Here is a 24,192-nt window from a genome sequence, read left to right as displayed (position 1 = left end):
TAATCAAAATAATGAGGAGAGTCTTGTGCGTATTGGGATTGATTTGGGCGGCACCAAAACAGAAGTCATCGCACTGAGCGAGCAGGGGGAACAGCTGTTCCGCCACCGTCTGCCGACGCCGCGCGATGACTATCACCAGACGATCGAGACGATTGCCCAACTGGTTGAGATGGCCGAGCAGGCGACAGGGCAAACCGGCAGCGTCGGAATGGGGATCCCGGGGTCGATCTCGCCGTATACCGGGGTGGTAAAAAACGCCAACTCCACCTGGCTCAACGGTCAGCCGTTTGATAAAGATTTGAGCGCGCGCCTGAACCGGGAAGTGCGTCTGGCTAACGATGCCAACTGCCTGGCAGTCTCTGAGGCCGTTGACGGCGCGGCAGCCGGGGCGCAAACCGTCTTTGCGGTAATTATCGGTACCGGCTGCGGCGCGGGCGTGGCCTTTGGTGGACGTTCACATATTGGCGGCAACGGCACGGCAGGCGAGTGGGGGCACAACCCGCTGCCGTGGATGGATGAAGATGAACTCAAATACCGTGCCGAGGTGCCGTGCTACTGCGGCAAGCAAGGTTGTATTGAGACGTTTATCTCCGGCACCGGTTTTGCGACCGACTACCACCGCCTGAGCGGCCAGCCGCTCAAGGGGAATGAAATTATGCGTCTGGTGGAGGAACAGGATCCGGTGGCCGAACTGGCGCTCAGCCGCTACGAAATGCGCCTGGCGAAATCGCTGGCGCACGTGGTGAATATTCTCGATCCGGACGTGATTGTGCTGGGCGGCGGCATGAGCAACGTTGACCGGCTGTACGCCACGGTACCGAACCTGGTGAAACAGTGGGTCTTCGGCGGCGAGTGTGAAACCCCGATCCGCAAAGCCGTTCACGGCGACTCCAGCGGGGTGCGAGGCGCGGCGTGGTTATGGCCGGAATAAACGCAAAACAGCAACGCAAGTTGCTGTTTTTGATGTTTGTCCCCTCTCCCACGGGGCTGAGGGATCCCCAGTAATTTATAAGCAGAAGCATTAAGGTTGTTTCAGAACGAGTTAATGCTTTCAGCGACGCCCTGGTCCGGCTGTAAATCGCCGAAGCGTTTCCGTAAGGCCGGGGCGAGGCGCACGGATGCGCCGAGAGGGTGTGGCCTGCAGGGATGCAGGCTCATGCCCGACCCGATAGCCTGAAGGAATAAGCTGAGGGCACCGCGAAGCGGCGATTTACCGCCGGGAGCCCGGGTCGCCAGGGCGGTGGCGATTGAGCCGCCCTGGCACGTTCACAGGTATTGTCGTTACAGAGTAGCAATGAACGTAAAGTGAACGGAATTACCACCAGAGCTGTATGTTCCCCTCACCCTAACCCTCTCCCCAAAGGGGAGAGGGGATTGTTCACTGCTCGCATTAATTTGTGGGGATTCCTCAGCCCACGGGGAGAGGGCCAGGGTGAGGGCACCAGACCGCACCATCCCACCCTTCACCCCACCGCAAACTCCCTGTCCAGCCTGCTATACCCCAGCCCGTTGATCTTCTTCACCTTGATCTGTACCGGAATGCGCTCTTTCATCGCCTCGACGTGGCTAATCACCCCGATGGTTTTCCCGGTGGCGTTCAGCGCGTCGAGCGCATCCAGCGCGGTATCCAGCGTTTCGCTGTCCAGCGTGCCGAACCCTTCGTCCAGGAACAGGGAATCAATCCGCGTCTTGTGACTCACTAAATCGGACAGCGCTAACGCCAGCGCCAGGCTGACAAGGAAGCTTTCGCCGCCGGAGAGCGTGCGGGTATCGCGCACCGCGTCCGCCTGCCAGGTATCCACCACTTCCAGCTCCAGCGCGTCACTGGCTTTGCGCTGCAGCAGATAACGCCCGTGCAGGCGGTTAAGCTGCTGGTTAGCGAGCCAGACCAGATTATCCAGCGTCAGCCCCTGAGCGAACTTACGGAACTTATCGCCGGTGCTGGAGCCGATCAACGCGTTCAGATACCCCCAGTCGTCTGCCTGGCGACCGGCCTCTTCAATTTGCAGCATTAACGCCTGCTGGCGCTGACGGTTATCGCTGTCCTGCTTGAGCTGCTGGCGGATCTCGCCCTGATGCGTGGTGTTCTCACGAAGCCGTTGCGCCAGCTGCTGCAGCTGGCTTTGCAGGGTTGCTGCATCGGTGTCGAGCGCTTCCGGCCGCAGCGCCAGATGCGCCTGAAGCTGCTGGCTGGCCTGGCCGGAAAGGGCCGCGGTCTGCTGTATCTGATTTTCCAGCGACTGTTTCAGCTGTTCGAGGTGGCGGATAGCGTCGTCATCCAGCAGGGCGGCAAGAAACGCCTCCCGATCGGCAAAACAGCTTGCTGAGAGCGCGGCGGTGAACTGCGTCTGCGACTGTTGCAGGCGTTCTCGCTCCAGTGCTTCCTGTTGCTGCTGGGCGGTAAGCTGGCTCTGTAGCGACACGCATTCATCATGGATTTCTCGCCAGCTATCGGGAATGGCCGGTTCGGCTTCTTCTTCACTCGTTGCCGGAAGCGTATCGAGCAGCGGCTTCAGGGCGTTCACGCGTTCCTGAAGCACGCCGTGCTGCGTTTGCTTCTCCTGCCACTGGGCGAATTCCGCTTCGCGGGCTTGCAGCCAGGCGGCTTCGCGGTTCTCTTCAGGAACACTCAGGGACAGCGCCAGCAGGGTATGTTCCAGCGCCTGGCGCGTCGCGGCCCGCTGTTGCTGATACTGACGTTCCTGCATTTCCTGTTCGTTGAGCTGGTTTTGCAGGGTCTGGCGCTGGCTGAGCTGATAAAGCTGGCGCTCGTACTGTTCCTGCTCGTTCATCCAGGGCGCGATATCGTCCTGAATCGCCAGCGTGACGTTCAGGGACGCGCAGGTTTCCTGCCACTCTTTAGTGAGCGCTTGCTCTTCCTGAGTCAGGGTCTGCGCTTCGTCCGTCTCGCGTTGGATCTGCTGAGTCAGGGCATTGACCTGTCCCAGCACCAGCAGGCCTTCTTCTTTAAGCGCGGCGACCTCTTTTTCCAGCGCATCACGGCGGCGCTGGTTGTCAGTCAGTTCAAGCGACTGGTATTGCTCAACGGCGGGATGCTCGCTGGAGCCGCACAGCGGACAGGGTTTACCCGCCTCAAGCTGTGAACGGTAGTTTTCCAGATCTTTAATCGTCGCTTCACGTTCGCACAGGGCTTTCAGGTCCAGATAGTGCTGCTGTTTCTCTTTGTACTGCTGGCGGCGTAGCGCCAGGGTTTCATTGAGCTTGCTCTGCTCCGCCTGGGCTTTCTGCACGCTTTCACCGCTCTGGCTCAGGCGCTTTTGCAGCGGCTGATAGCGGGCATGCAGTGACGTCAATCTCTGGCGCAGCGCGCGTGATCGGGATTGTTGTTCCATTGCCTCGCTGACTTCATTAGCCGTCAGCGTCAGCGTAATGTCCGGCATTGCAGCCAGCTTGTTTCGTAGCTCAGCAATCCGCGCAGCAAGCGCGGCGAGCTGACTTTTATCACGGTTTAGCTGCGAGAACTGGGCGCGCCAGCCGGCAATTTCCTGGCCCAGCAGGCGATAACGATCGTGCTCCGCCAGCCACTGCGTCAGCGCCGTCAGTTCGGCCTGTAGCCGCTCGTGGGTACGCAGTGCGGTCGTGCGAATTCGCGCGCGCAGCACGGTTTTGGCTTGTAAGCGAGTATTTACTTCTATAATTCGCTGCTGGGTTTGCGCCAGACGCGCGGTTTGTTCCTGCTGGTGCTCCCAGAGCGGACGCAGCTGGGCGGCGGGCTGAGCAAGCTGGAGCTTTGCCAGATCAGGCGCAGCGTCCGTCAGCGCCTGTTGCGCCTGCTGCTGCAACGCAGCAACGCGCTGTTGCTCGCGCGCAAGCTCGTCATGACGCGTAAGCCACTGAAAATCTTTCTGCTGACTCTGCTGTCGCACCAGCAGGGTTTTCTCTTCGTCAGTAAGTGCCTGCAAACTTTCCTGCAACTGCTGCTGTTGCTCTTCGCTCAACAGCACAACGCCCGCCGCCTGCGCCTCGCACTTTTCCAGCACGCTGCGGGCGGCTTTGTGTTTTTCAAACACCATGGCGGAAATCTGGCCGTAGATCTCGGTGCCGGTGAGCTCTTCCAGCAGCTCTGCGCGATCGCTCGGTTTAGCATTCAGGAAGGCGGCAAACTGCCCCTGGGAGAGCAGCATCGAGCGGGTAAAACGGCCGTAGTCCAGCCCGGTAAGCGCTGCGGTTTGTTCCAGTTTATCCGAGACCTTATCGGCCAGGATTTTGCCGTCTTCGCAGCGGGCCAGCTCCACGCGGGGAGCCTGGAGGTTCCCATCCGGCTGGTTGCGCGCCCGGTTCTGGCTCCAGAAGGCGCGGTAGGCGACGCCTTTCACCTCAAACTCCACTTCCGCCAGGCATTCGGCGGTGTCACGCGTCATCAGATCGTTCTGCGCCTGGGAGACCTTATTCAGGCGCGGGGTTTCGTGGTAGAGCGCCAGACAGATGGCATCAAGCAGGGTGGTTTTACCCGCGCCGGTTGCGCCGGTGATGGCAAACAGACCGTTGCTGGCAAACGGCTCGGCGGTGAAGTCAATTTTCCACTCGCCCTTGAGGGAGTTGAGATTTTTCAGACGCAGGCTCAGAATTTTCATGCGTTTTCTTCCTCGTCATTGAGCGCATGCAGGGTATGGCTGAACAGCTCGTTGAGCCGGGCCCGCTTCACATCATCGATCTCTTCCTGCGACAGGCGGCGCTCGAACACCTCTTCAACGCGCAGTTCGCTAAGCGTTTCACGCTGGGCACCGAGCAAAATTTTCTCGCGCTGCTCGCGGCTGCGGCGCACCAGCAGCACCTCTACCGGCAAATCTTCAGTGAGCGCCTGAATTTTTCGCTGCATATCATGCAGGTAGTCATCGGTGGTGATTTCAATATCCAGCCAGACCGGCGGATCAAGATCTGCGCCGCGCCACTGCTCAAGCTGTTGCGTAATCGCGGCAAGATCGCCTTTCAGCACCGCCAGCGGCTGGGTGACCGGCACCTCCAGCGTCTCAACGGCGCTGAGTTTGCCCTCGCTGAAGCTCACCAGATGCACGGACTTGGTCTTGCCAGTTTCATCGAAACTGAGCGAAACAGGGGAACCACAGTAGCGGATATGCTCGCAGCCGCCGATGACCTGTGCCCGGTGAATGTGCCCGAGCGCAATGTAGTCGGCAGGCGGGAAGTTTTGCGCAGGAAAGGCGTCCAGCGTACCGATATAGATCTCGCGGACCGCGTCACTTTTACTGGCCCCGACGGTCGTGAGGTGCCCGGTCGCGATCACCGGAATGGCCTGTTCACCGCGCAGGGTGCAGGCTTCCGCATGCTGCCGGTGATAATAGTCGGTGATGGCCTGTAATAAATGCTGCTGCTTTTCCGCACCCGACAGCCCCGCCTGGCTTTGCACGATGTCGCGCGGACGTAAAAAGGGGATTGGGCACAGTACCGCGCCCGGCGTACCGTCGCGTTTATTCAGGATCTGCGGGGCGTGCCCGGCGCTGGCCACCACGGTGGTATTGAGAAACGCCAGAATGTCGCGGGACTCATTCAGCGTGGCCACGGAGTCATGGTTCCCGGCGACAATCACCAGATGACACCCGGTCTGCTGCAGGTTCACCACAAAACGGTTGTATAATTCACGCGCATAGCTCGGCGGCGAACCGGTATCGAAGATGTCACCCGCCACAATAATGGCATCCACCTCGTGCGCCTGGGCCGTTTCCAGCAGCCAGTTCAGGAACGCTTCATGTTCAGCCGCACGGCTTTTGCTGTAAAAGTTTTGACCCAGGTGCCAGTCCGAGGTGTGAAGTATGCGCATAGGAGATCCGTGGCGAAAAAAGATGCGGACGATTATAAACTCTCAGGGAAAGGAAAATAACCGCTGTAATAAAACAACAGTTTGCCATTTATAGTGGTACTGTTTTTCATAAATCTGTCATAAATCTGACGCATAATGACGCCGCATTACAAACTTGTAACTTAAATAAGATAAGACAGGGCAAAGTATGGCGAGACGTATTCTGGTCGTAGAAGATGAAGCTCCAATTCGTGAAATGGTGTGCTTCGTGCTCGAACAAAATGGCTTTCAGCCGGTTGAAGCGGAAGATTATGACAGCGCGGTGAACCAGCTGAATGAACCCTGGCCCGATCTGATTCTGCTTGACTGGATGTTGCCCGGCGGCTCCGGACTGCAGTTTATCAAACACATTAAGCGTGAGGCGATGACCCGCGACATCCCGGTCGTCATGCTCACGGCGCGCGGTGAAGAAGAGGATCGCGTGCGCGGTCTGGAGACCGGCGCGGACGATTACATCACCAAGCCTTTCTCCCCGAAAGAGCTGGTGGCGCGCATTAAAGCCGTGATGCGCCGCATTTCGCCGATGGCGGTGGAAGAGGTGATTGAGATGCAGGGCCTCAGCCTTGATCCAACGTCACACCGCGTGATGACTGGCGAAAATCCCCTTGATATGGGGCCTACCGAATTTAAACTCCTGCACTTCTTTATGACTCACCCGGAACGCGTTTACAGCCGCGAGCAGTTGCTGAATAACGTCTGGGGAACTAACGTGTATGTCGAAGACCGGACGGTTGACGTCCACATCCGCCGCCTGCGAAAAGCGCTGGAACTGAGCGGCCACGATCGCATGGTGCAGACGGTCCGCGGCACGGGTTATCGTTTTTCTACCCGTTTCTGAACAATGACAGGAGTGTGATGCGTGCTGGAACGTCTGTCATGGAAAAGGCTCGTCTTTGAACTGATCTTATGCTGTATTCCGGCCTTCCTTCTGGGGGCCATTTTTGGGTATCTGCCGTGGTTTCTGCTGGCGTCGGTGACCGGTTTGCTGATCTGGCATTTCTGGAACCTGCTGCGCCTTTCATGGTGGCTATGGGTTGACCGCAGTATGACGCCACCGCCGGGAAGCGGTAGCTGGGAGCCGCTGCTGTACGGTCTGCACCAGATGCAGATGCGTAATAAAAAGCGTCGCCGCGAGCTGGGAAGCCTGATCAAACGCTTTCGCAGCGGCGCAGAGTCGCTGCCGGATGCGGTGATCCTGACGACAGAAGAAGGCACTATTTTCTGGTGTAACGGGCTTGCGCAACAGCTGCTGGGCCTGCGCTGGCCGGACGATAATGGTCAGAACATCCTCAACCTTCTGCGCTATCCCGAGTTCACGCTGTATCTGAAAAAGCGTGATTTCACCCGTCCGCACAATCTGAAGCTGAATAATGGCCGCCATCTGGAAATCCGCGTGATGCCTTACAGCGATCGCCAGTGGCTGATGGTGGCGCGCGACGTGACCCAGATGCACCAGCTGGAAGGGGCGCGTCGCAACTTCTTCGCCAACGTCAGCCACGAGCTACGCACCCCGTTGACCGTGCTGCAGGGCTACCTGGAGATGATGCAGGAGCAAACCCTGGAAGGCGCGCCGCGCGAAAAAGCGCTGCACACCATGCGCGAGCAAACGCACCGGATGGAAGGGCTGGTGAAGCAGCTGCTGACGCTGTCGAAGATTGAAGCGGCGCCTTCGCTCGCGCTGACTGACACCATCGATGTGCCGATGATGCTGCGGGTGGTGGAGCGGGAAGCCCAAACCTTAAGCCATAAAAAACACCACCTTACTTTTGACGTCGACAACACGCTAAAGGTGCTGGGCAGCGAAGATGAGCTGCGTAGCGCCATCTCCAACCTGGTGTACAACGCGGTGAATCATACCCCGGAAGGGACGAAGATCGTGGTGCGCTGGCAGCACACCCCGGCAGGGGCCGAGTTTAGCGTGGAGGACAACGGGCCGGGGATCGCGCCTGAGCATATTCCGCGTCTGACCGAGCGGTTCTATCGCGTGGATAAAGCGCGCTCGCGGCAGACCGGGGGAAGCGGCCTGGGGCTGGCGATTGTGAAACATGCGGTCAATCACCATGAGAGCCGTCTTGATATTCAGAGTACGCCGGGCAAAGGAACCCGCTTCAGCTTTGTGATGCCGGAACGATTAATTGCCAAAAAAATCGCCTGACGGCAGGCGTGTCATTTTACCTTTCCACGGGCCAGCGTTTGCTGGCCCGTTTGCTTTGCAGTCAAGCGAAACGCGTGTGAATTTTATACGGCTGTCTTTTTTTTGTTCGCATGATTAGCCATGGGTTTTTCTCATAATTAGCGCATTGTGCTGGATTGATTTTTCATGCTGGCATATTGTTCTGGTTTTGCGATCCCACCTTGCCTTTAAACGTTATAAGCGTTTAAATTGCCCCCCAGATACTGTCAGACCGACTGTATTTGCGTGGTAAATCGAAAAACTATTCTTCTCCACGCCAGGACGGGAGCATTTCCCGCTGAAATTGAGCAAATTTTCGGCTGTATCGTCCCGTCAGGGAAATCGAAAATCTCAATGTTTTCAACACCACATCCACAGGCAGTAAGGTTTTATGACCCATCACTTAAAATCGCGTGACATCATCGCGCTGGGCTTTATGACATTTGCGCTGTTCGTTGGCGCAGGCAACATCATTTTCCCTCCAATGGTTGGCTTACAGGCGGGTGAACACGTCTGGACCGCCGCGTTTGGTTTCCTGATTACTGCCGTGGGCCTGCCGGTGCTGACCGTCGTCGCGCTGGCGAAAGTCGGCGGCGGTGTTGATAGCCTCAGCACCCCGATTGGCAAAGTGGCGGGCGTCCTGCTGGCGACCGTCTGCTATCTGGCCGTTGGCCCGCTGTTTGCCACCCCGCGTACGGCAACCGTGTCCTTCGAAGTGGGTATTGCTCCCCTGACCGGTGACGGTGCGATGCCGCTGTTTATCTACAGCCTGATCTACTTCGCGATTGTGATTCTGGTTTCCCTCTATCCGGGTAAGCTGCTGGACACGGTCGGCAACTTCCTGGCACCGCTGAAAATTGTCGCGCTGATCGTGCTGGCGGTAGCGGCCATCATCTGGCCAGCCGGCCCGATTAGCGACGCGATGGACGCCTATAAAAACGCCGCGTTTTCTAACGGCTTTGTGAACGGCTATCTGACGATGGATACCCTGGGCGCGATGGTGTTTGGTATCGTTATCGTTAACGCCGCGCGTTCCCGCGGCGTGACCGAAGCGCGTCTGCTGACCCGCTACACCATCTGGGCTGGCCTGATGGCCGGTGTGGGCCTGACGCTGCTGTATCTGGCGCTGTTCCGCCTGGGTTCCGATAGCGCGATGCTGGTTGATCAGAACGCGAACGGCGCGGCTATCCTGCACGCTTACGTTCAGCACACCTTCGGTGGCGCAGGCAGCATGCTGCTGGCGGCGCTGATCTTCCTGGCTTGCCTGGTGACGGCGGTTGGCCTGACCTGCGCCTGCGCAGAGTTCTTTGCGCAGTATCTGCCGCTCTCTTACCGCACCCTGGTGTTTATCCTCGGTATCTTCTCCATGGCGGTGTCTAACCTCGGTCTGAGCCACCTGATTCAGGTCTCTATTCCGGTACTGACAGCGATTTATCCGCCATGCATCGTGCTGGTGGTGCTGAGCTTCACCCGCCCGTGGTGGCATAACTCCTCACGAATTATTGCGCCAGCCATGTTTATCAGCCTGATTTTTGGTATCCTTGACGGGATCAAAGCATCAGCGTTCGCAGACATTCTGCCAGCCTGGACACAGCGTCTGCCGCTGTCCGAGCAGGGCCTGGCCTGGCTGATGCCTACCGTTGTTGCGCTGGTTCTGGCCGTTATCTGGGACCGTGCTGCAGGGCGTCAGGTCGCATCGAACGCCCATTAATCAACGGCAACAAACTGTTTAACCACGGGGCTTAAGGCCCCGTGGTTTTTTGTTTTTTCGTGTTGAATGGCAAGATTTTAATGGAAAGCACTAACAAACTTAAACGTGGACTCAGCACTCGCCACATCCGCTTTATGGCGCTGGGCTCTGCTATCGGCACCGGTCTTTTTTATGGCTCGGCAGATGCCATCAAAATGGCCGGTCCAAGCGTTCTGCTGGCCTACATCATCGGCGGCGTGGCGGCGTATATCATCATGCGCGCCCTCGGCGAAATGTCGGTTCACAACCCGTCCGCCAGCTCCTTCTCCCGCTACGCGCAGGAAAATTTAGGCCCGCTGGCTGGGTTTATCACCGGCTGGACCTACTGCTTTGAAATCCTGATTGTGGCCATCGCCGACGTGACCGCGTTTGGCATCTACATGGGCGTCTGGTTCCCGGCGGTGCCGCACTGGATTTGGGTCCTGAGCGTGGTGCTGATCATTTGCGCCGTCAACCTGATGAGCGTGAAGGTGTTCGGCGAGCTGGAGTTCTGGTTCTCCTTCTTTAAAGTCGCGACCATTATCATCATGATCCTCGCCGGTTTCGGCATCATCATCTGGGGAATCGGCAACGGCGGACAGCCGACCGGCATCCATAACCTCTGGAGCAACGGCGGCTTCTTCAGCAACGGCTGGCTCGGGATGGTCATGTCGCTGCAGATGGTGATGTTCGCCTACGGCGGCATCGAGATTATCGGCATCACCGCCGGGGAAGCTAAAGACCCGGAGAAATCCATTCCGCGCGCCATCAACTCGGTGCCGATGCGTATTCTGGTGTTCTATGTGGGCACGCTGTTTGTGATCATGTCCATCTACCCGTGGAACCAGGTGGGCACTAACGGTAGCCCGTTTGTCCTGACCTTCCAGCATATGGGCATTGCCTTTGCGGCCAGTATTCTGAACTTTGTGGTGCTGACCGCGTCGCTCTCGGCCATTAACAGCGATGTGTTCGGCGTGGGCCGCATGCTGCACGGTATGGCGGAGCAGGGCAGTGCGCCGAAGGTGTTCGCCAAAACCTCACGCCGCGGCACGCCGTGGGTGACGGTGGTGGTGATGACGGTGGCGCTGCTGTTCTCGGTTTACCTGAACTACATCATGCCGGAGAACGTCTTCCTGGTGATTGCCTCCCTGGCGACCTTCGCGACCGTGTGGGTGTGGATCATGATCCTGCTGTCGCAGATTGCCTTCCGCCGCCGTCTGTCGCCGGATGAGGCGAAAGCGCTGAAGTTTAAAGTGCCGGGCGGGGTGGCGACGACCGTGGTCGGGCTGATCTTCCTGGTGTTTATCATTGGCCTGATTGGTTACCACCCGGATACCCGTATTTCCCTGTACGTGGGCTGCGCGTGGATCGTTCTGCTGCTGATCGGCTGGGTGTTTAAGTGTCGCCGTGACCGCCAGATGGCGGAAGCGCAGTAATATTTTTATTCCCTCTCCCTCGCGGGAGAGGGGATTTTTGCCTCATCCCCCGTCCTCCTCCCCCAATAAATCTCGTCATGGTGAGCTAACCTTAATCACCCTGTGGCAAGGTGACGTCAATTTCATCAAAGGGGATTCGTGATGTTAAACGCCTGGCACCTTCCGGTTGCCCCATTTGTTAAGCAAAACAAAGACAACCTGGTGATTACGCTCTGGCTGGCGGGGGAAAATCAGCCGGAGCGTGTGACCCTTCGCGCCGAAGTGGATAACGAAGAAACGTCGCTGAAAATGCACAAACAGCGCAGCCAGCCGCAGCCGGGGATCACGGCGTGGCGGGCGAATATCGACCTGCGCAGCGGGCAACCGCGCCGTCGCTACAGCTTCAAACTTTTGTGGAACAACCGCCAGCTGTGGTTTACCCCGCAGGGGTTTAGCCGTTTCCCTCCGGCCCGGCTGGAGCAGTTCGCGGTTGATTACCCGGATAACGGTCCGCAATGGGTTAACGATCAGATTTTTTACCAGATTTTCCCGGACCGCTTTGCACGCAGCGAAAAACGCACCGCCGACCAGGACAAGGTCTATTACCATCATGCCGCCGGTCACGACATCATCCTGAAAAAATGGGATGAACCGGTGACGGCGCAGGCGGGGGGCTCGACGTTCTACGGCGGCGATCTCGACGGCATCAGCGAAAAGCTGCCGTACCTGAAAAAGCTCGGCGTGACGGCGCTGTACCTCAACCCGGTGTTTAAAGCCCCGAGCGTACACAAATACGATACCCAGGATTATCGTCACGTTGATGAGCAGTTTGGCGGCGACGCGGCGCTGCTGCGCCTGCGTGAGAACACCAAAAACGAAGGCATGCGCCTGATCCTGGACGGCGTGTTTAACCACAGCGGCGATTCGCACGCGTGGTTTGACCGTCATAACCAGTCGATGGGCGGGGCGTGTCATAACCCGGATTCGCCGCAGCGCGACTGGTACAGCTTTAACGAGGAGGGGCGCGCGCTGGACTGGCTGGGCTACCCGAGCCTGCCGAAGCTGGATTTCCAGTCCCCGTCTCTGGTGAATGAGATTTACGGCGGTGAAGACAGCATCGTCCGTCACTGGCTGAAGGCTCCGTGGAACATGGACGGCTGGCGTCTGGACGTGGTGCATATGCTCGGTGAAGCGGGCGGCGCGCGGAATAACCTTCAGCACGTCGCCGGGATCGCGCGTTCGGCGAAAGTGGCCCAGCCGGAGGCGTTTGTCTTTGGCGAGCACTTTGGCGACGCGCGCCAGTGGCTGCAGAACGATGCGGAAGATGCGGCGATGAACTATCGCGGCTTTACCTTCCCGCTGTGGGGATTCCTCGCAAACACCGATATCTCCTACGATCCGAACCATATCGACGCCGAAACCTGCATGGCGTGGATGGACAACTATCGTGCTGGCCTGTCGCACCAGCAGCAGCTGCGGATGTTTAACCAGCTCGATAGCCACGACACCGCACGCTTTAAATCCCTGCTCGGCAAGGATGTCGCGCGCCTGCCGCTGGCGGTCACCTGGCTCTTCACCTGGCCGGGCGTGCCGTGTATTTACTATGGCGATGAGGTCGGGCTGGACGGCAACAACGATCCGTTCTGCCGCAAAACCTTCCCGTGGGAGCCAGAGAAACAGGACAAGGTGCTGTTTAGCCTGTACCAGCGGCTGGCGAAATTGCGCAAACAGAGTCTCGCCCTGCGCTACGGCGGCTGCCAGGTGATGTACGCCCACGATAACGTGGTCGTCTTTGCTCGCGTCTATAACCAGCAGCGCGTGCTGGTGGCGATTAACCGGGGCGAGGCCTGCGAAGTGGTGCTGGATGATTCCCCGTTGCTGAAGGTGGCGAGGTGGACGAACAAAGAGGGCAAGGCGACGATACAGGATGGCGTGCTGGCGCTGCCTGCGGTATCCGCGGCGGTCTGGTTCGGTAGCTAAAGCGCTAAGGTTTCCACCTTTTAAGATGGCGCAAATGCAACGATTTGTGTCAATCTTAACGGATCGTTTACGGTGAAGGTGGAAACATGGACGAGCTTTACATCCTTGGCTGTTTATTCCTGGTTTTTGCGCTGCTGGTTGCGCCCGTACTTGCGGTTATCGGGTTTAATCGAAGCACGGCGGCGCAGCAGGAGATCGCCCGGCTACGCCAGCGCATTGAGGCGCTTGAGCAGCGCGGCGCGGCTGAGATAGCGCCGGAGCCAGAACAGGTGCAAGCGACCACTCCGGCGGTTGAGGCCGCGCCGGTGGCTGAGGACGCGCCCGCGCCTGTCGATCCCTGGCGTCCCGAAACTCCCACAGCCGAAGCAAAACCCGCTCCGGCCCCAGCCCCTGCGGCTAAACAGCCTTCTGCCTTTGGCGGCATTGTGACGTCGCTGGCGCGCTGGTTTATGCAGGGCAATCCGCTCGCGAAGCTTGGCATTCTGCTGCTCTTCCTCGGCCTCTCTTTCCTGCTGCGCTACACCGTTGAACACTCCCTGTTCCCGCTTGAGCTGCGCCTGGTGGCGACGGCGCTGTTTGCCATCGTGCTGCTGGCGGTTGGCTGGCGGCTGCGTCACAAGCAGCCGATCTACGCGCTTATCTTACAGGGCGGGGCGACGGGTATTCTCTACCTGACGGTCTTCGGCGCCTTCCGGCTCTGGCAGATGCTGCCGATAACGCTGGCCTTTGCGCTGCTGGTGGTGATTTGCGCCGCGAGCGTCGGGCTGGCCGTGCTGCAGAAAGCCCTGAGCCTTGCCATGCTGGCGAGCCTCGGCGGATACCTTGCGCCGCTGCTGCTATCTACCGGGGGCGGGAGCTTTGTGGCGCTGTTCTCCTTCTATCTCCTGCTTTCCATCGGCATTCTCGCCATCAGCATCTGGCAGCACTGGCGCGAGCTTAACCTGCTCGGGCTGCTCATTACCTTTGGCGTGGGCGGCCTGTGGGGACTGAGTGATTACCAGCCTGAAGACTATTGGATCTGTCAGCTGTTCCTGATTGCCAATACGCTGATATTCGGCGTGCTGAGCGTGGCGCTGTCGCTGCGGGCGCAGGAGAAAGGGAAGCAGATTATTGACGGCGTGCTGCTGTTTGCCCCGCCGCTGATAGGCTTCGGGATGCAGTACGGTATGACTCAGCACTGGACGTACGGCCCGGCGCTCAGCGCGCTGGGGTACGGTGCGTTTTACCTCTCGCTGGCGTTCCTCGCGCTGCGCCGCTATCCGTCCATCGGTCGACCGCTGGTGATGGCGGCGCTGGCCATTGGCGGTGGGTTTGCCACGCTCGCCATTCCGCTGGCGCTCTCCGCACGCTGGACGGCAATGGCCTGGGCGCTGGAGGGGCTGGGCATCCTCTGGCTGGGTGTGCAGCAGAACCAGCGGCGCATGAGCTATAGCGGGACGGCGCTGCTGGTGCTGGCGCTTGGCAGCGCGATCTGGGCGCTGATGAACGGCGTGACGTCGCTGAGCCTGCTGCTGATCTTCGCCATCCTCAGCCTTTGCTGGCTGGCTGCGGCCTGGCTGTGGCGGCGTATTGTGCTGCCGGTCAGCTGGACGCTGCTGGCAGGCGGGCTGCTGTTCTGGCTCGTGGCGCTATTGGGTGCGTCGCGGATGGTGTTGAAACACGAATTGCCTGTTCTGGCAGGCGTGCTGGCGCTCCTGGCCATCTCTGTCTGGGGCTGGCGGCAGGTAGCCGCGCGTCTGACGTGGCGGGAGCTGGATGCCAGTAAATGGCTGTTGTGGCCGGTTATGCTGCTGATGGTAGGCTATCAGCTCTGGCACCAGCAGATGTTTGCCGCTGGCTGGGCAAATCTGGCATGGGGTATTGCGTTGTCTGCCGCGCTGACGCTGTTGTGGCGAGACGGCGCTCGTTTAGCGCCGCGTGTCTCAATGGGGCTGCATATTTCGCTGTTCTGGATGATTTTACTGGCGCTGGCGGCGGAGCTTTACTGGTTTGCCCGGTCGCTGCCGTGGGGCATGGCGGCCTGGGGCAGCGGGCTGGTGATGGCCGCAGGCGGCGGGGTGATTATTGCACTCTCTGCGGCGGTGCGCCGTCGCGTGTGGCCGTTCCGTGCGTGGCCTGCGCTCTACGCGTGTGTGGCACCGATCCCCGTGCTCGCGGCGCTGCTGGTATTACTGGTGGTGACCAATTTCCAGGACGGCGTGGTTTATCGTCAGACCTGGCTGCCGCTGGTGAATCCGCTTGAGGAAGGCGCAGCGTTCGCGCTGCTGGGGCTGGTGGTCTTTTATCGGGCAGTGGATCGCTACTACCCGGCGCTGCTCTCGCAGGCCCGTCCGTGGCCTGCCGTCGCGATCGTCGCGTTTGGCTTCTGGTGGCTTAACGGTGCGCTGATGCGCGCTCTGGCCTGGTACGGCGACGTGGCCTGGAATATGGCATCGCTATGGGATTCGCGGCTTATCCAGACCACCTTTGCCCTGTTCTGGATGCTGATCGCGCTGGTGGTGATGGTCCACGCCACCCGTCGGGCTTCCCGTCAGGAGTGGCTCAGCGGTGCCGGGCTGCTGGGGGTGGTGATGGTGAAACTGATGCTGGTAGACAGCGCGGGCGGAGGCGGTCTGTCGCGCGCGGTGGCGTTTATCGGCGTGGCGATACTGGTGCTGATCGTGGGGTATTTCTCACCGCTACCGCCCAAAACAGGAGAAGAAAAATGAAATGGATGAAAGCGGTAGCATGTACCGCGCTGCTGGCGCTTTCCGGCCCGGCGTTCTGCGACGAGGCAAAAACGGAATCACCGCGGGATTATGCCTTCGGTCTTTCGCTGGATACGTCAGCTCCTTCCCAGTGGTATCGGGTGACGTTGCCGCTCGCCGTCTATGCGCAGAGCACGTCGCCGGATCTGCATGACGTTCGCGTCTTTAATCAGTCGGGCGAGCTGGTTCCGTTCAGCCTGGTCGCCGCGACGCGTCCGCAGGCGGCAGCGCAATCCACGGCGCTGCGCCTCTTCCCGCTGGACGCCTCGCCGCTAGCGCCTGCGCGAGGGGATGAGGGCAGCGATAAAATCCTGCTCCGTTCCCGAAACGGCGTTGAGATTGTGCTGGAAGGGCAAAAAGCTGCCGCAGCGGGCCAACATTATCTGCTGACCCTGCCGGAGCAGGCTTCGGGTGAGATTGCCTTGTCTCAGCTGCAGCTAGTCTGGAATAACCCGCAGACCCCGTGGCAGGGAACGGCGTCGGTCTATTACAGCGAGGATCTTAAGCGCTGGTATACCCTGCGCGAGGATATGCCGCTGCTTGACGTCGTCAGTGGCGAGGATCGTCTTAAGCTCGATCGGATCGATATTGATACGGTTCTATCTCCCGATGCGAATCGCTATCTTATGGTGGTGCTGAATGCGCAGAGCCAGGGGATAACCCTGACCGGCGTAAACGCGATTAGCGCCTCTGCGCAGGCGGCCCCGGAAGCGATCGACCTTGAGGGGGAAGGAGAACAGCTATCGACAAGCGAAGCGCAGTGGCACTGGGCGCGGCCGCAGCCGCTGAGTGTTGTCAGCATTTTACTGAATGGCGATGGCGTCCTTCCTGTCGAGATCGCGTGGCGGAGTACGGAAAAAGATACCTGGCACCCGCTGAAAAAAGAGGTGCTTTACCGTCTGGAGGGCAAAACGTCTCCACCGGTTTCGCTTAGCGGAGGCCTGGTGCAGGCGGTGAAAATCACGACGCTGAATGCGCGCCTGCCGGAATACCTGCCGGGCGTCATCGGGCATCGCGACCGCTATGATCTGGTGTTCAACGCGCAGGGAAAAGCGCCGTATGTGCTCGCCTGGGGCAACGGTGCTGCAAAGCCTGCCAGCGTGGAGCCTGACATGCTGATCCCTGCCGGGCTGCGTAAAACGTATGATATGGCGAACCTGCCGCAGGCCGGTATTCTGAAGGATGTCGCGTTAGGCGGGGAGGCTCGCCTGACCGCTACCTCAGCAGCCGATCGGGAGAGCCGGATGAACACCCTGCTGGTGTGGGGCGTGCTGATTGCGGGCGTGATTTTGCTGGCGGGCATGGCCTGGCGCATCTGGCGAGAGACGCAGCGTCACGCATAAAAAAAGGCCCGCATAAGCGGGCCTTCTTCGTAAACCGTGCCGATTACAGGCTGGATACGTTCTCGGACAGGTATTTAGCAACGCCGTCTGGGGAAGCAGACATACCTTCTTTACCTTTTTCCCACTGAGCCGGGCACACTTCGCCGTGCTCTTCGTGGAACTGCAGCGCGTCAACCATGCGCAGCATTTCGTCGATGTTACGACCCAGCGGCAGATCGTTCACAACCTGGTGACGAACGATGCCGTTTGCGTCGATCAGGAAGGAACCGCGCAGCGCAACGCCAGCGTCCGGATGTTCGATACCGTAAGCCTGCTGGATTTCGCGTTTGATGTCCGCAACCATTGCGTATTTCACCGCACCGATGCCGCCTTTGTCGACAGGGGTGTTACGCCATGCGTTGTGTACAAATTCAGAGTCGAAGGAGACGCCAACAACTTCCACGCCACGCTTCTGGAATTCTTCATAACGTTTGTCGAAGGCGATCAGCTCAGACGGGCAAACGAAAGTGAAGTCCATTGGCCAGAAGAACAGAACGGTCGCTTTACCGTTGGTGTGCTGTTTGAAGTTGAAGTTTTCAACGATTTCACCGTTGCCCAGAACTGCTGCAGCTGTAAAATCCGGAGCCGGACGAGTTACCAGAACCATATGATTCTCCTGTAGATACTAAGGTTATTTGGAACGCAACGCGAGCCAGTATAGAGAGTGTTCATGGATAAGACAAAGAGGTGGTGACAATCGTTCCGCCAGCTTTTACCTATCAATGCGAATTCTGTTACAGCTGTTTGTTTTTCGCCTGCGCCATCATGCGCGGGTAAAACTGCCAGAAACGCGTTTCCAGCGCGTCGTAATGTTCATCCAGGTCGTACCAGGAATCGCGCAGCGCATCCAGCCGCGGGCGACGGCTCGCCATCCCGTTCAACACATTCTGGATGAAATCCATCTCGCGATAGCGCTCCAGCCAGCGCTCTGACCACAAATAGTTATTCAGATTCACAAAGCGCGGCGGAGAGTCGGGCAAAATGATCGACACCTGCTGGTGGGCGTAGCGCACAAACTCGGGCAACGGCATCTCCGGCGACAGCTGTTCCCAGTGGCGCGACAGGAAGTGGTCCCACATCACGTCGAGCGTGATCGGCGCAACGCGGCGGGTTTCAGGGCGAAACCAGGCTTTGGCTTCCGTCACCTCTGGCAGGTTATCGGTCAGCACGTCGATGCGACGATGCATAAATATCCCGTCGACAACCTCAGGGGAAAAGTCTTCCGCGGGGTTGCCGCGCACGAAATCGGCCAGCAAATTGCCGGAAAGGGAGCTGTCAGCGAGGTGGGCGAGATGCAGGTGAGCGAGAAAATTCATGCGTTTTATTTGTCCAGTGGCGGCTAGTTGTTGCAGCAAAAGGGTGTGAGCACTAGACTATGCCGCCTGTTTTTAAGTCACGAGTATACGTCATGCGCGTCGCCGATTTCTCCTTTGAACTACCTGAATCCCTGATTGCTCACTATCCCATGCCTGAGCGCAGCAGCTGTCGCTTACTGTCACTGGATGGGCCAACGGGCGATCTGACGCACGGTACTTTCACCGATTTGCTCGACAAGCTCAACCCTGGCGATCTGCTGGTCTTTAACAATACACGCGTGATCCCGGCGCGCCTGTTTGGCCGTAAAGCCAGCGGTGGCAAGATTGAAGTGCTGGTCGAACGTATGCTCGATGATAAACGTATTCTGGCACATATTCGCGCTTCCAAAGCGCCGAAGCCGGGCGCAGAACTGCTGCTGGGCGATGATGAGAGCATTAAAGCGACGATGACCGCGCGTCACGATGCGCTGTTTGAAGTGGAATTCGATGACGAGCGCTCGGTGCTCGACATCCTGAACGCCATCGGCCATATGCCGCTCCCACCGTACATTGAGCGTCCGGACGAAGAGGCCGACCGCGAGCTGTACCAGACCGTCTACAGCCAGAAGCCTGGTGCGGTCGCGGCGCCAACGGCAGGTCTGCACTTTGATGAACCGCTGCTGGAAAAGCTGCGCGCCAAAGGCATTGAGATGGCGTTTGTGACGCTGCACGTCGGCGCGGGGACCTTCCAGCCGGTGCGCGTGGACAGCATTGAAGACCACATCATGCACTCTGAATATGCCGAAGTGCCGCAGGAAGTGGTGGACGCGGTGCTGGCGGCGAAAGCGCGCGGTAACCGCGTCGTGGCCGTCGGAACGACCTCCGTGCGTTCACTGGAGAGCGCCGCGCAGGCGGCGAAAAGCGAGTTGATTGAGCCGTTCTTTGGCGATACGCAGATCTTCATCTACCCGGGCTATCAGTACAAAGTGATTGACGCGCTGGTGACCAACTTCCATCTGCCTGAATCGACGCTGATTATGCTGGTCTCCGCGTTTGCGGGTTATCAGCATACGATGAATGCGTACAAGTCTGCGGTAGAACAAAAATATCGCTTTTTTAGCTACGGGGACGCGATGTTTATCACGTACAATCCGCTGGCTTTGAATGAGCGTGTCGGGGAATAAGTCCGCGGCACCGTATGACAACGTTGGACTGTTTTTCTGACGTCGGAGAAAAAATGAAATTTGAACTCGATACCACCGATGGCCGCGCGCGTCGCGGTCGTCTGGTGTTTGATCGCGGCGTGGTGGAAACCCCCGCGTTTATGCCTGTGGGCACCTACGGCACCGTAAAAGGGATGACGCCGGAAGAAGTAGAAGCCACTGGCGCACAGATTATCCTCGGCAATACCTTCCACCTGTGGCTGCGTCCGGGTCAGGAGATCATGAAGCTCCACGGCGACCTGCACGATTTTATGCAGTGGAAAGGCCCGATCCTGACCGACTCCGGCGGCTTCCAGGTCTTCAGCCTGGGCGATATCCGCAAGATCACCGAGCAGGGCGTTCACTTCCGTAACCCGATCAACGGTGATCCGATTTTCCTCGATCCAGAAAAGTCGATGGAGATTCAGTACGATCTCGGCTCTGACATCGTGATGATCTTCGACGAATGTACGCCGTATCCGGCGGACTGGGATTACGCGAAACGCTCTATGGAAATGTCGCTGCGCTGGGCGAAGCGTAGCCGCGACCGTTTTGACTCCCTGCAGAACAAAAATGCGCTGTTCGGCATCATTCAGGGCAGCGTTTACGAAGATTTACGCGATATCTCCGTTAAAGGTCTGGTAGAGATAGGTTTTGATGGCTACGCTGTCGGCGGTTTGGCTGTGGGTGAGCCGAAGGAAGACATGCATCGCATTCTGGAACATGTCTGCCCGCAAATCCCGGCGGATAAACCACGATACCTGATGGGTGTGGGTAAACCCGAAGATCTGGTGGAAGGCGTACGTCGCGGCATTGATATGTTCGACTGCGTAATGCCAACCCGCAACGCGCGTAACGGCCATCTGTTCGTGACCGATGGCGTGGTGAAAATCCGTAACGCGAAGCATAAGAGTGACACCAGCCCGCTCGATGCCGAGTGCGATTGCTATACCTGTCGCAATTATTCTCGCGCGTATCTGCATCATCTCGATCGTTGTAATGAGATTTTGGGGGCGCGTCTCAATACCATTCATAATCTTCGCTACTATCAGCGCTTAATGGCTGGTTTACGCAAGGCTATCGAAGAGGGTAAATTAGAGAGCTTCGTGACCGATTTTTACCAACGTCAGGGGCGGGATGTTCCACCGTTGAACGTTGATTAATATTAATAATGAGGGAATTTGAATGAGCTTTTTTATTTCTGATGCGGTAGCAGCAACGGGTGCACCAGCGCAGGGCAGCCCGATGTCTCTGATTCTGATGCTGGTTGTGTTCGGTCTGATTTTCTACTTCATGATCCTGCGCCCACAGCAGAAGCGTACTAAAGAGCACAAAAAGCTGATGGACTCCATCGCGAAAGGCGATGAAGTGCTGACCAACGGTGGCCTGGTCGGTCGCGTAACCAAAGTGGCTGAAAGCGGCTACATTGCTATCGCCCTGAACGACACCACTGAAGTGGTTATCAAACGTGACTTCGTAGCTGCCGTTCTGCCGAAAGGCACCATGAAGGCGCTGTAATCCCAACTTTTCCCAAAGGGAACTGCCGTGTTAAACCGTTATCCTTTGTGGAAGTACATCATGCTGGTCGTCGTGATTATCGTCGGCCTGCTGTACGCGCTTCCCAACCTGTATGGTGAGGATCCGGCTGTTCAAATCACTGGCGCGCGCGGTGTCGCCGCCAGTGAGCAAACGCTGATCCAGGTCCAGAAAACGTTACAAGAAGAAAAAATTACCGCTAAGTCTGTGGCTCTGGAAGAGGGTGCAATTCTTGCTCGCTTCGACACCACCGACACGCAGCTCCGCGCTCGCGAAGCGCTGATGGGCGTGCTGGGTGACAAATATGTCGTGGCGCTTAACCTTGCTCCTGCAACCCCTCGCTGGCTGGCTGCGCTGAACGCAGAGCCAATGAAGCTGGGTCTTGACCTGCGTGGCGGCGTTCACTTCCTGATGGAAGTGGATATGGATACCGCGCTCGGCAAGCTGCAGGAACAGAATATCGACAGCCTGCGCAGCGATCTGCGTGATAAAGGCATCGCCTACACCACCGTGCGTAAAGAAGATAACTACGGCATGAGCATCACGTTCCGCGACAGCGCGGCCCGCGATCAGGCTGTAGATTACCTGACTCAACGTCACCGTGACCTGGTGATCACCTCTCAGGGCAGCAACCAGCTGCGCGCGGTGATGACCGATGCGCGTCTGAAAGAAGCGCGTGAATATGCCGTTCAGCAGAACATCAACATTCTGCGTAACCGTGTAAACCAACTGGGCGTGGCTGAGCCGCTGGTACAGCGTCAGGGTGCTGACCGTATCGTGGTTGAATTGCCGGGTATCCAGGACACTGCGCGTGCGAAAGAGATTCTGGGTGCGACCGCAACGCTGGAATTCCGTCTGGTGAACTCCAATGTCGATCAGTCCGCCGCGGCGTCTGGCCGTATTCCGGGTGACTCTGAAGTGAAACAGACCCGCGAAGGTCAGCCGGTTGTGCTGTACAAACGCGTGATCCTGACCGGTGACCACATCACCGACTCTACTTCAAGCCAGGATGAGTACAACCAGCCGCAGGTTAACATCTCGCTGGATAGCGCGGGTGGTAACATCATGTCTAACTTCACCAAGGACAACATCGGCAAACCGATGGCGACCCTGTTCGTGGAGTACAAAGACAGCGGTAAGAAAGATGCAAATGGTCGTGCGGTGCTGGTGAAAGAGGAAGAGGTGATTAACATCGCCAACATCCAGTCTCGTCTGGGTAACAGCTTCCGTATTACCGGTATTAACAACCCGAACGAAGCGCGTCAGCTCTCTCTGCTACTGCGTGCCGGTGCGCTGATTGCGCCAATTCAGATTGTTGAAGAACGTACCATTGGTCCAACTCTGGGTATGCAAAACATCCAGCAGGGTCTGGAAGCGTGTCTGGCTGGTCTCGTGGTTTCTATCCTCTTCATGATCTTCTTCTATAAGAAGTTTGGTCTGATTGCGACCTCCGCGCTGATTGCGAACCTGGTGCTGATCATCGGCATTATGTCCCTGCTGCCAGGGGCGACGCTGACCATGCCGGGGATTGCGGGTATCGTTCTGACCCTTGCGGTGGCGGTCGACGCCAACGTACTGATTAACGAACGTATCAAAGAAGAGTTGAGCAACGGTCGCTCTGTTCAGCAGGCGATTGACGAAGGTTATAAAGGCGCGTTCAGCTCTATCTTCGATGCGAACGTAACAACACTGATTAAGGTTCTTATCCTGTATGCAGTGGGTACTGGCGCGATCAAAGGCTTTGCGATTACTACCGGTATCGGTGTCGCAACGTCAATGTTTACCGCTATTGTCGGCACCCGTGCCATCGTGAACCTGCTGTACGGCGGCAAGCGCGTCAAAAAGCTGTCTATCTGAGGAGTGCGTTGTGGCACAGGAATATACTGTTGAACAATTGAACCATGGCCGTAAAGTCTGGGACTTTATGCGCTGGGACTACTGGGCCTTCGGCATTTCAGGTTTACTGCTGATTCTGTCCATCATCGTTATGGGCGTGAAAGGCTTTAACTGGGGTCTGGATTTCACCGGTGGTACGGTCATCGAGATCTCCCTGGAAAAACCGGTCGATATGGACCAGATGCGTCTGTCTCTGCAGAAGGCGGGCTTTGAAGAGCCGCTGCTGCAGAACTTCGGCAGCAGCCGCGACATCATGGTGCGTATGCCGCCGGTGCACGATGCCAACGGCAGCCAGGAACTGGGCAGCAAGGTCGTACAGGTCATTAACGAGACCACCAGCCAGAACGCGGCGGTCAAACGTATTGAGTTCGTTGGCCCGAGCGTAGGTGCGGACCTGGCGCAGACCGGCGCCATGGCGCTGCTGGTGGCGCTGATCTCCATCCTGGTGTACGTCGGTTTCCGCTTTGAGTGGCGACTGGCAGCCGGTGTGGTTATCGCCCTGGCGCACGACGTGGTGATCACCATGGGCATACTGTCTCTGTTCCACATTGAGATTGACCTGACCATCGTGGCATCCCTGATGTCCGTTATCGGTTACTCACTGAACGACAGTATCGTGGTATCTGACCGTATCCGTGAAAACTTCCGTAAGATCCGTCGCGGTACGCCGTACGAAATCTTTAACGTGTCGTTGACCCAGACGCTGCACCGTACCTTGATCACATCCGGTACCACCCTGATGGTGATCCTGATGCTGTTCCTGTTCGGTGGCCCGGTGCTGGAAGGCTTCTCGCTGACCATGCTGATCGGTGTCTCCATCGGTACGGCGTCGTCCATCTATGTGGCGTCCGCTCTGGCACTGAAACTCGGCATGAAGCGCGAGCACCTGCTCCAGCAGAAAGTCGAGAAAGAAGGGGCGGATCAGCCGTCCATTCTGCCGTAAGCCGACGTTTAGCGCGTGATTGAAATCCCGGTCTGTTGACCGGGATTTTTTTTTATCT

At 58.1% G+C, this 24,192-nt stretch carries 17 protein-coding genes; 13 read left to right on the top strand and 4 right to left on the bottom strand.

All coding sequences use genetic code 11. The features are described from left to right. The first annotated feature begins 25 nt into the window (after positions 1-25). A complete protein-coding gene (gene mak, locus D5066_RS05140; RefSeq protein ID WP_119915262.1) occupies positions 26-931 on the top strand; it encodes a fructokinase in 906 nt (301 codons plus the stop codon). Between the two features lie 532 nt (positions 932-1,463). Here mak and sbcC read toward each other — a convergent pair. After that, the gene (gene sbcC / locus D5066_RS05135) at positions 1,464-4,595 is read right to left on the bottom strand and encodes an exonuclease subunit SbcC (protein WP_119915261.1); all 3,132 of its coding nucleotides are present in this window, start codon (positions 4,593-4,595) and stop codon (positions 1,464-1,466) included. Next, positions 4,592-5,797 (bottom strand): exonuclease subunit SbcD, encoded by a 1,206-nt coding sequence (gene sbcD / locus D5066_RS05130; protein ID WP_119915260.1) that lies wholly within the window; start codon positions 5,795-5,797, stop codon positions 4,592-4,594. The genes sbcC and sbcD overlap by 4 nt, the downstream gene beginning before the upstream one ends. A 187-nt stretch (positions 5,798-5,984) precedes the next feature. Between sbcD and phoB the strand changes: the two genes are divergently transcribed. From phoB to D5066_RS05095, 7 genes are all read left to right on the top strand, one after another. Continuing rightward, positions 5,985-6,674, top strand: coding sequence for a phosphate response regulator transcription factor PhoB (phoB, locus tag D5066_RS05125; RefSeq protein WP_003859122.1), 690 nt, complete (start codon positions 5,985-5,987; stop codon positions 6,672-6,674). Between the two features lie 21 nt (positions 6,675-6,695). Continuing rightward, the gene (phoR, locus tag D5066_RS05120; RefSeq protein ID WP_119915259.1) at positions 6,696-7,991 is read left to right on the top strand and encodes a phosphate regulon sensor histidine kinase PhoR; all 1,296 of its coding nucleotides are present in this window, start codon (positions 6,696-6,698) and stop codon (positions 7,989-7,991) included. Positions 7,992-8,400: 409 nt separating this feature from the next. Next, on the top strand, positions 8,401-9,720 hold the full coding sequence (brnQ, locus tag D5066_RS05115) for a branched-chain amino acid transporter carrier protein BrnQ (RefSeq protein ID WP_080328083.1): 1,320 nt from the start codon (positions 8,401-8,403) through the stop codon (positions 9,718-9,720). Between the two features lie 80 nt (positions 9,721-9,800). Continuing rightward, positions 9,801-11,174, top strand: coding sequence for a proline-specific permease ProY (gene proY, locus D5066_RS05110; protein WP_119915258.1), 1,374 nt, complete (start codon positions 9,801-9,803; stop codon positions 11,172-11,174). A gap of 141 nt (positions 11,175-11,315) precedes the next feature. After that, positions 11,316-13,133 carry a maltodextrin glucosidase gene (gene malZ / locus D5066_RS05105; RefSeq protein WP_119915257.1) on the top strand — a complete coding sequence of 606 codons (1,818 nt, stop codon included), beginning with the start codon at positions 11,316-11,318 and terminating at the stop codon, positions 13,131-13,133. Between the two features lie 86 nt (positions 13,134-13,219). Next, positions 13,220-15,841, top strand: coding sequence for a DUF2339 domain-containing protein (locus D5066_RS05100; protein WP_119915256.1), 2,622 nt, complete (start codon positions 13,220-13,222; stop codon positions 15,839-15,841). After that, positions 15,838-17,223, top strand: a complete 1,386-nt coding sequence (locus D5066_RS05095) for a DUF3999 domain-containing protein (protein ID WP_119915255.1) — start codon at positions 15,838-15,840, stop codon at positions 17,221-17,223. Before D5066_RS05100 ends, D5066_RS05095 begins: the two co-directional genes overlap by 4 nt. A 43-nt stretch (positions 17,224-17,266) precedes the next feature. Here the strand turns inward: D5066_RS05095 and D5066_RS05090 are convergent, their stop codons facing one another. After that, entirely contained in the window at positions 17,267-17,869 is a 603-nt protein-coding gene (locus tag D5066_RS05090) for a peroxiredoxin (RefSeq protein ID WP_013095829.1), read from the bottom strand. Between the two features lie 127 nt (positions 17,870-17,996). After that, a complete protein-coding gene (acpH, locus tag D5066_RS05085; RefSeq protein WP_080328078.1) occupies positions 17,997-18,578 on the bottom strand; it encodes an ACP phosphodiesterase in 582 nt (193 codons plus the stop codon). 92 nt (positions 18,579-18,670) lie between these two features. Here acpH and queA point away from each other — a divergent pair, with 92 nt between their 5' ends. Genes queA through secF form a run of 5 tightly spaced genes read left to right on the top strand, consistent with a single transcriptional unit; the run spans position 18,671 to position 24,134 of the window. After that, positions 18,671-19,741: a tRNA preQ1(34) S-adenosylmethionine ribosyltransferase-isomerase QueA gene (queA, locus tag D5066_RS05080; RefSeq protein WP_080328077.1), complete on the top strand. Its 1,071-nt coding sequence runs from the start codon at positions 18,671-18,673 to the stop codon at positions 19,739-19,741. A gap of 53 nt (positions 19,742-19,794) precedes the next feature. Continuing rightward, positions 19,795-20,922 carry a tRNA guanosine(34) transglycosylase Tgt gene (tgt, locus tag D5066_RS05075; protein WP_047347295.1) on the top strand — a complete coding sequence of 376 codons (1,128 nt, stop codon included), beginning with the start codon at positions 19,795-19,797 and terminating at the stop codon, positions 20,920-20,922. A 22-nt stretch (positions 20,923-20,944) separates the two neighbouring features. Beyond that, positions 20,945-21,277 carry a preprotein translocase subunit YajC gene (gene yajC, locus D5066_RS05070; RefSeq protein WP_000007630.1) on the top strand — a complete coding sequence of 111 codons (333 nt, stop codon included), beginning with the start codon at positions 20,945-20,947 and terminating at the stop codon, positions 21,275-21,277. Between the two features lie 27 nt (positions 21,278-21,304). Then, positions 21,305-23,152 carry a protein translocase subunit SecD gene (gene secD / locus D5066_RS05065; protein WP_080328076.1) on the top strand — a complete coding sequence of 616 codons (1,848 nt, stop codon included), beginning with the start codon at positions 21,305-21,307 and terminating at the stop codon, positions 23,150-23,152. 10 nt (positions 23,153-23,162) lie between these two features. Then, complete coding sequence (secF, locus tag D5066_RS05060; protein ID WP_119915254.1) at positions 23,163-24,134, top strand: protein translocase subunit SecF; 972 nt, start codon at positions 23,163-23,165, stop codon at positions 24,132-24,134. The last annotated feature ends 58 nt before the right edge of the window (positions 24,135-24,192 follow it).

Origin of the sequence: Enterobacter chuandaensis, from assembly GCF_003594915.1 — a bacterium.
GTDB classification, from domain to species: Bacteria; Pseudomonadota; Gammaproteobacteria; order Enterobacterales; family Enterobacteriaceae; genus Enterobacter; species Enterobacter chuandaensis.
This window is presented reverse-complemented; position numbering and strand designations above follow the sequence as displayed.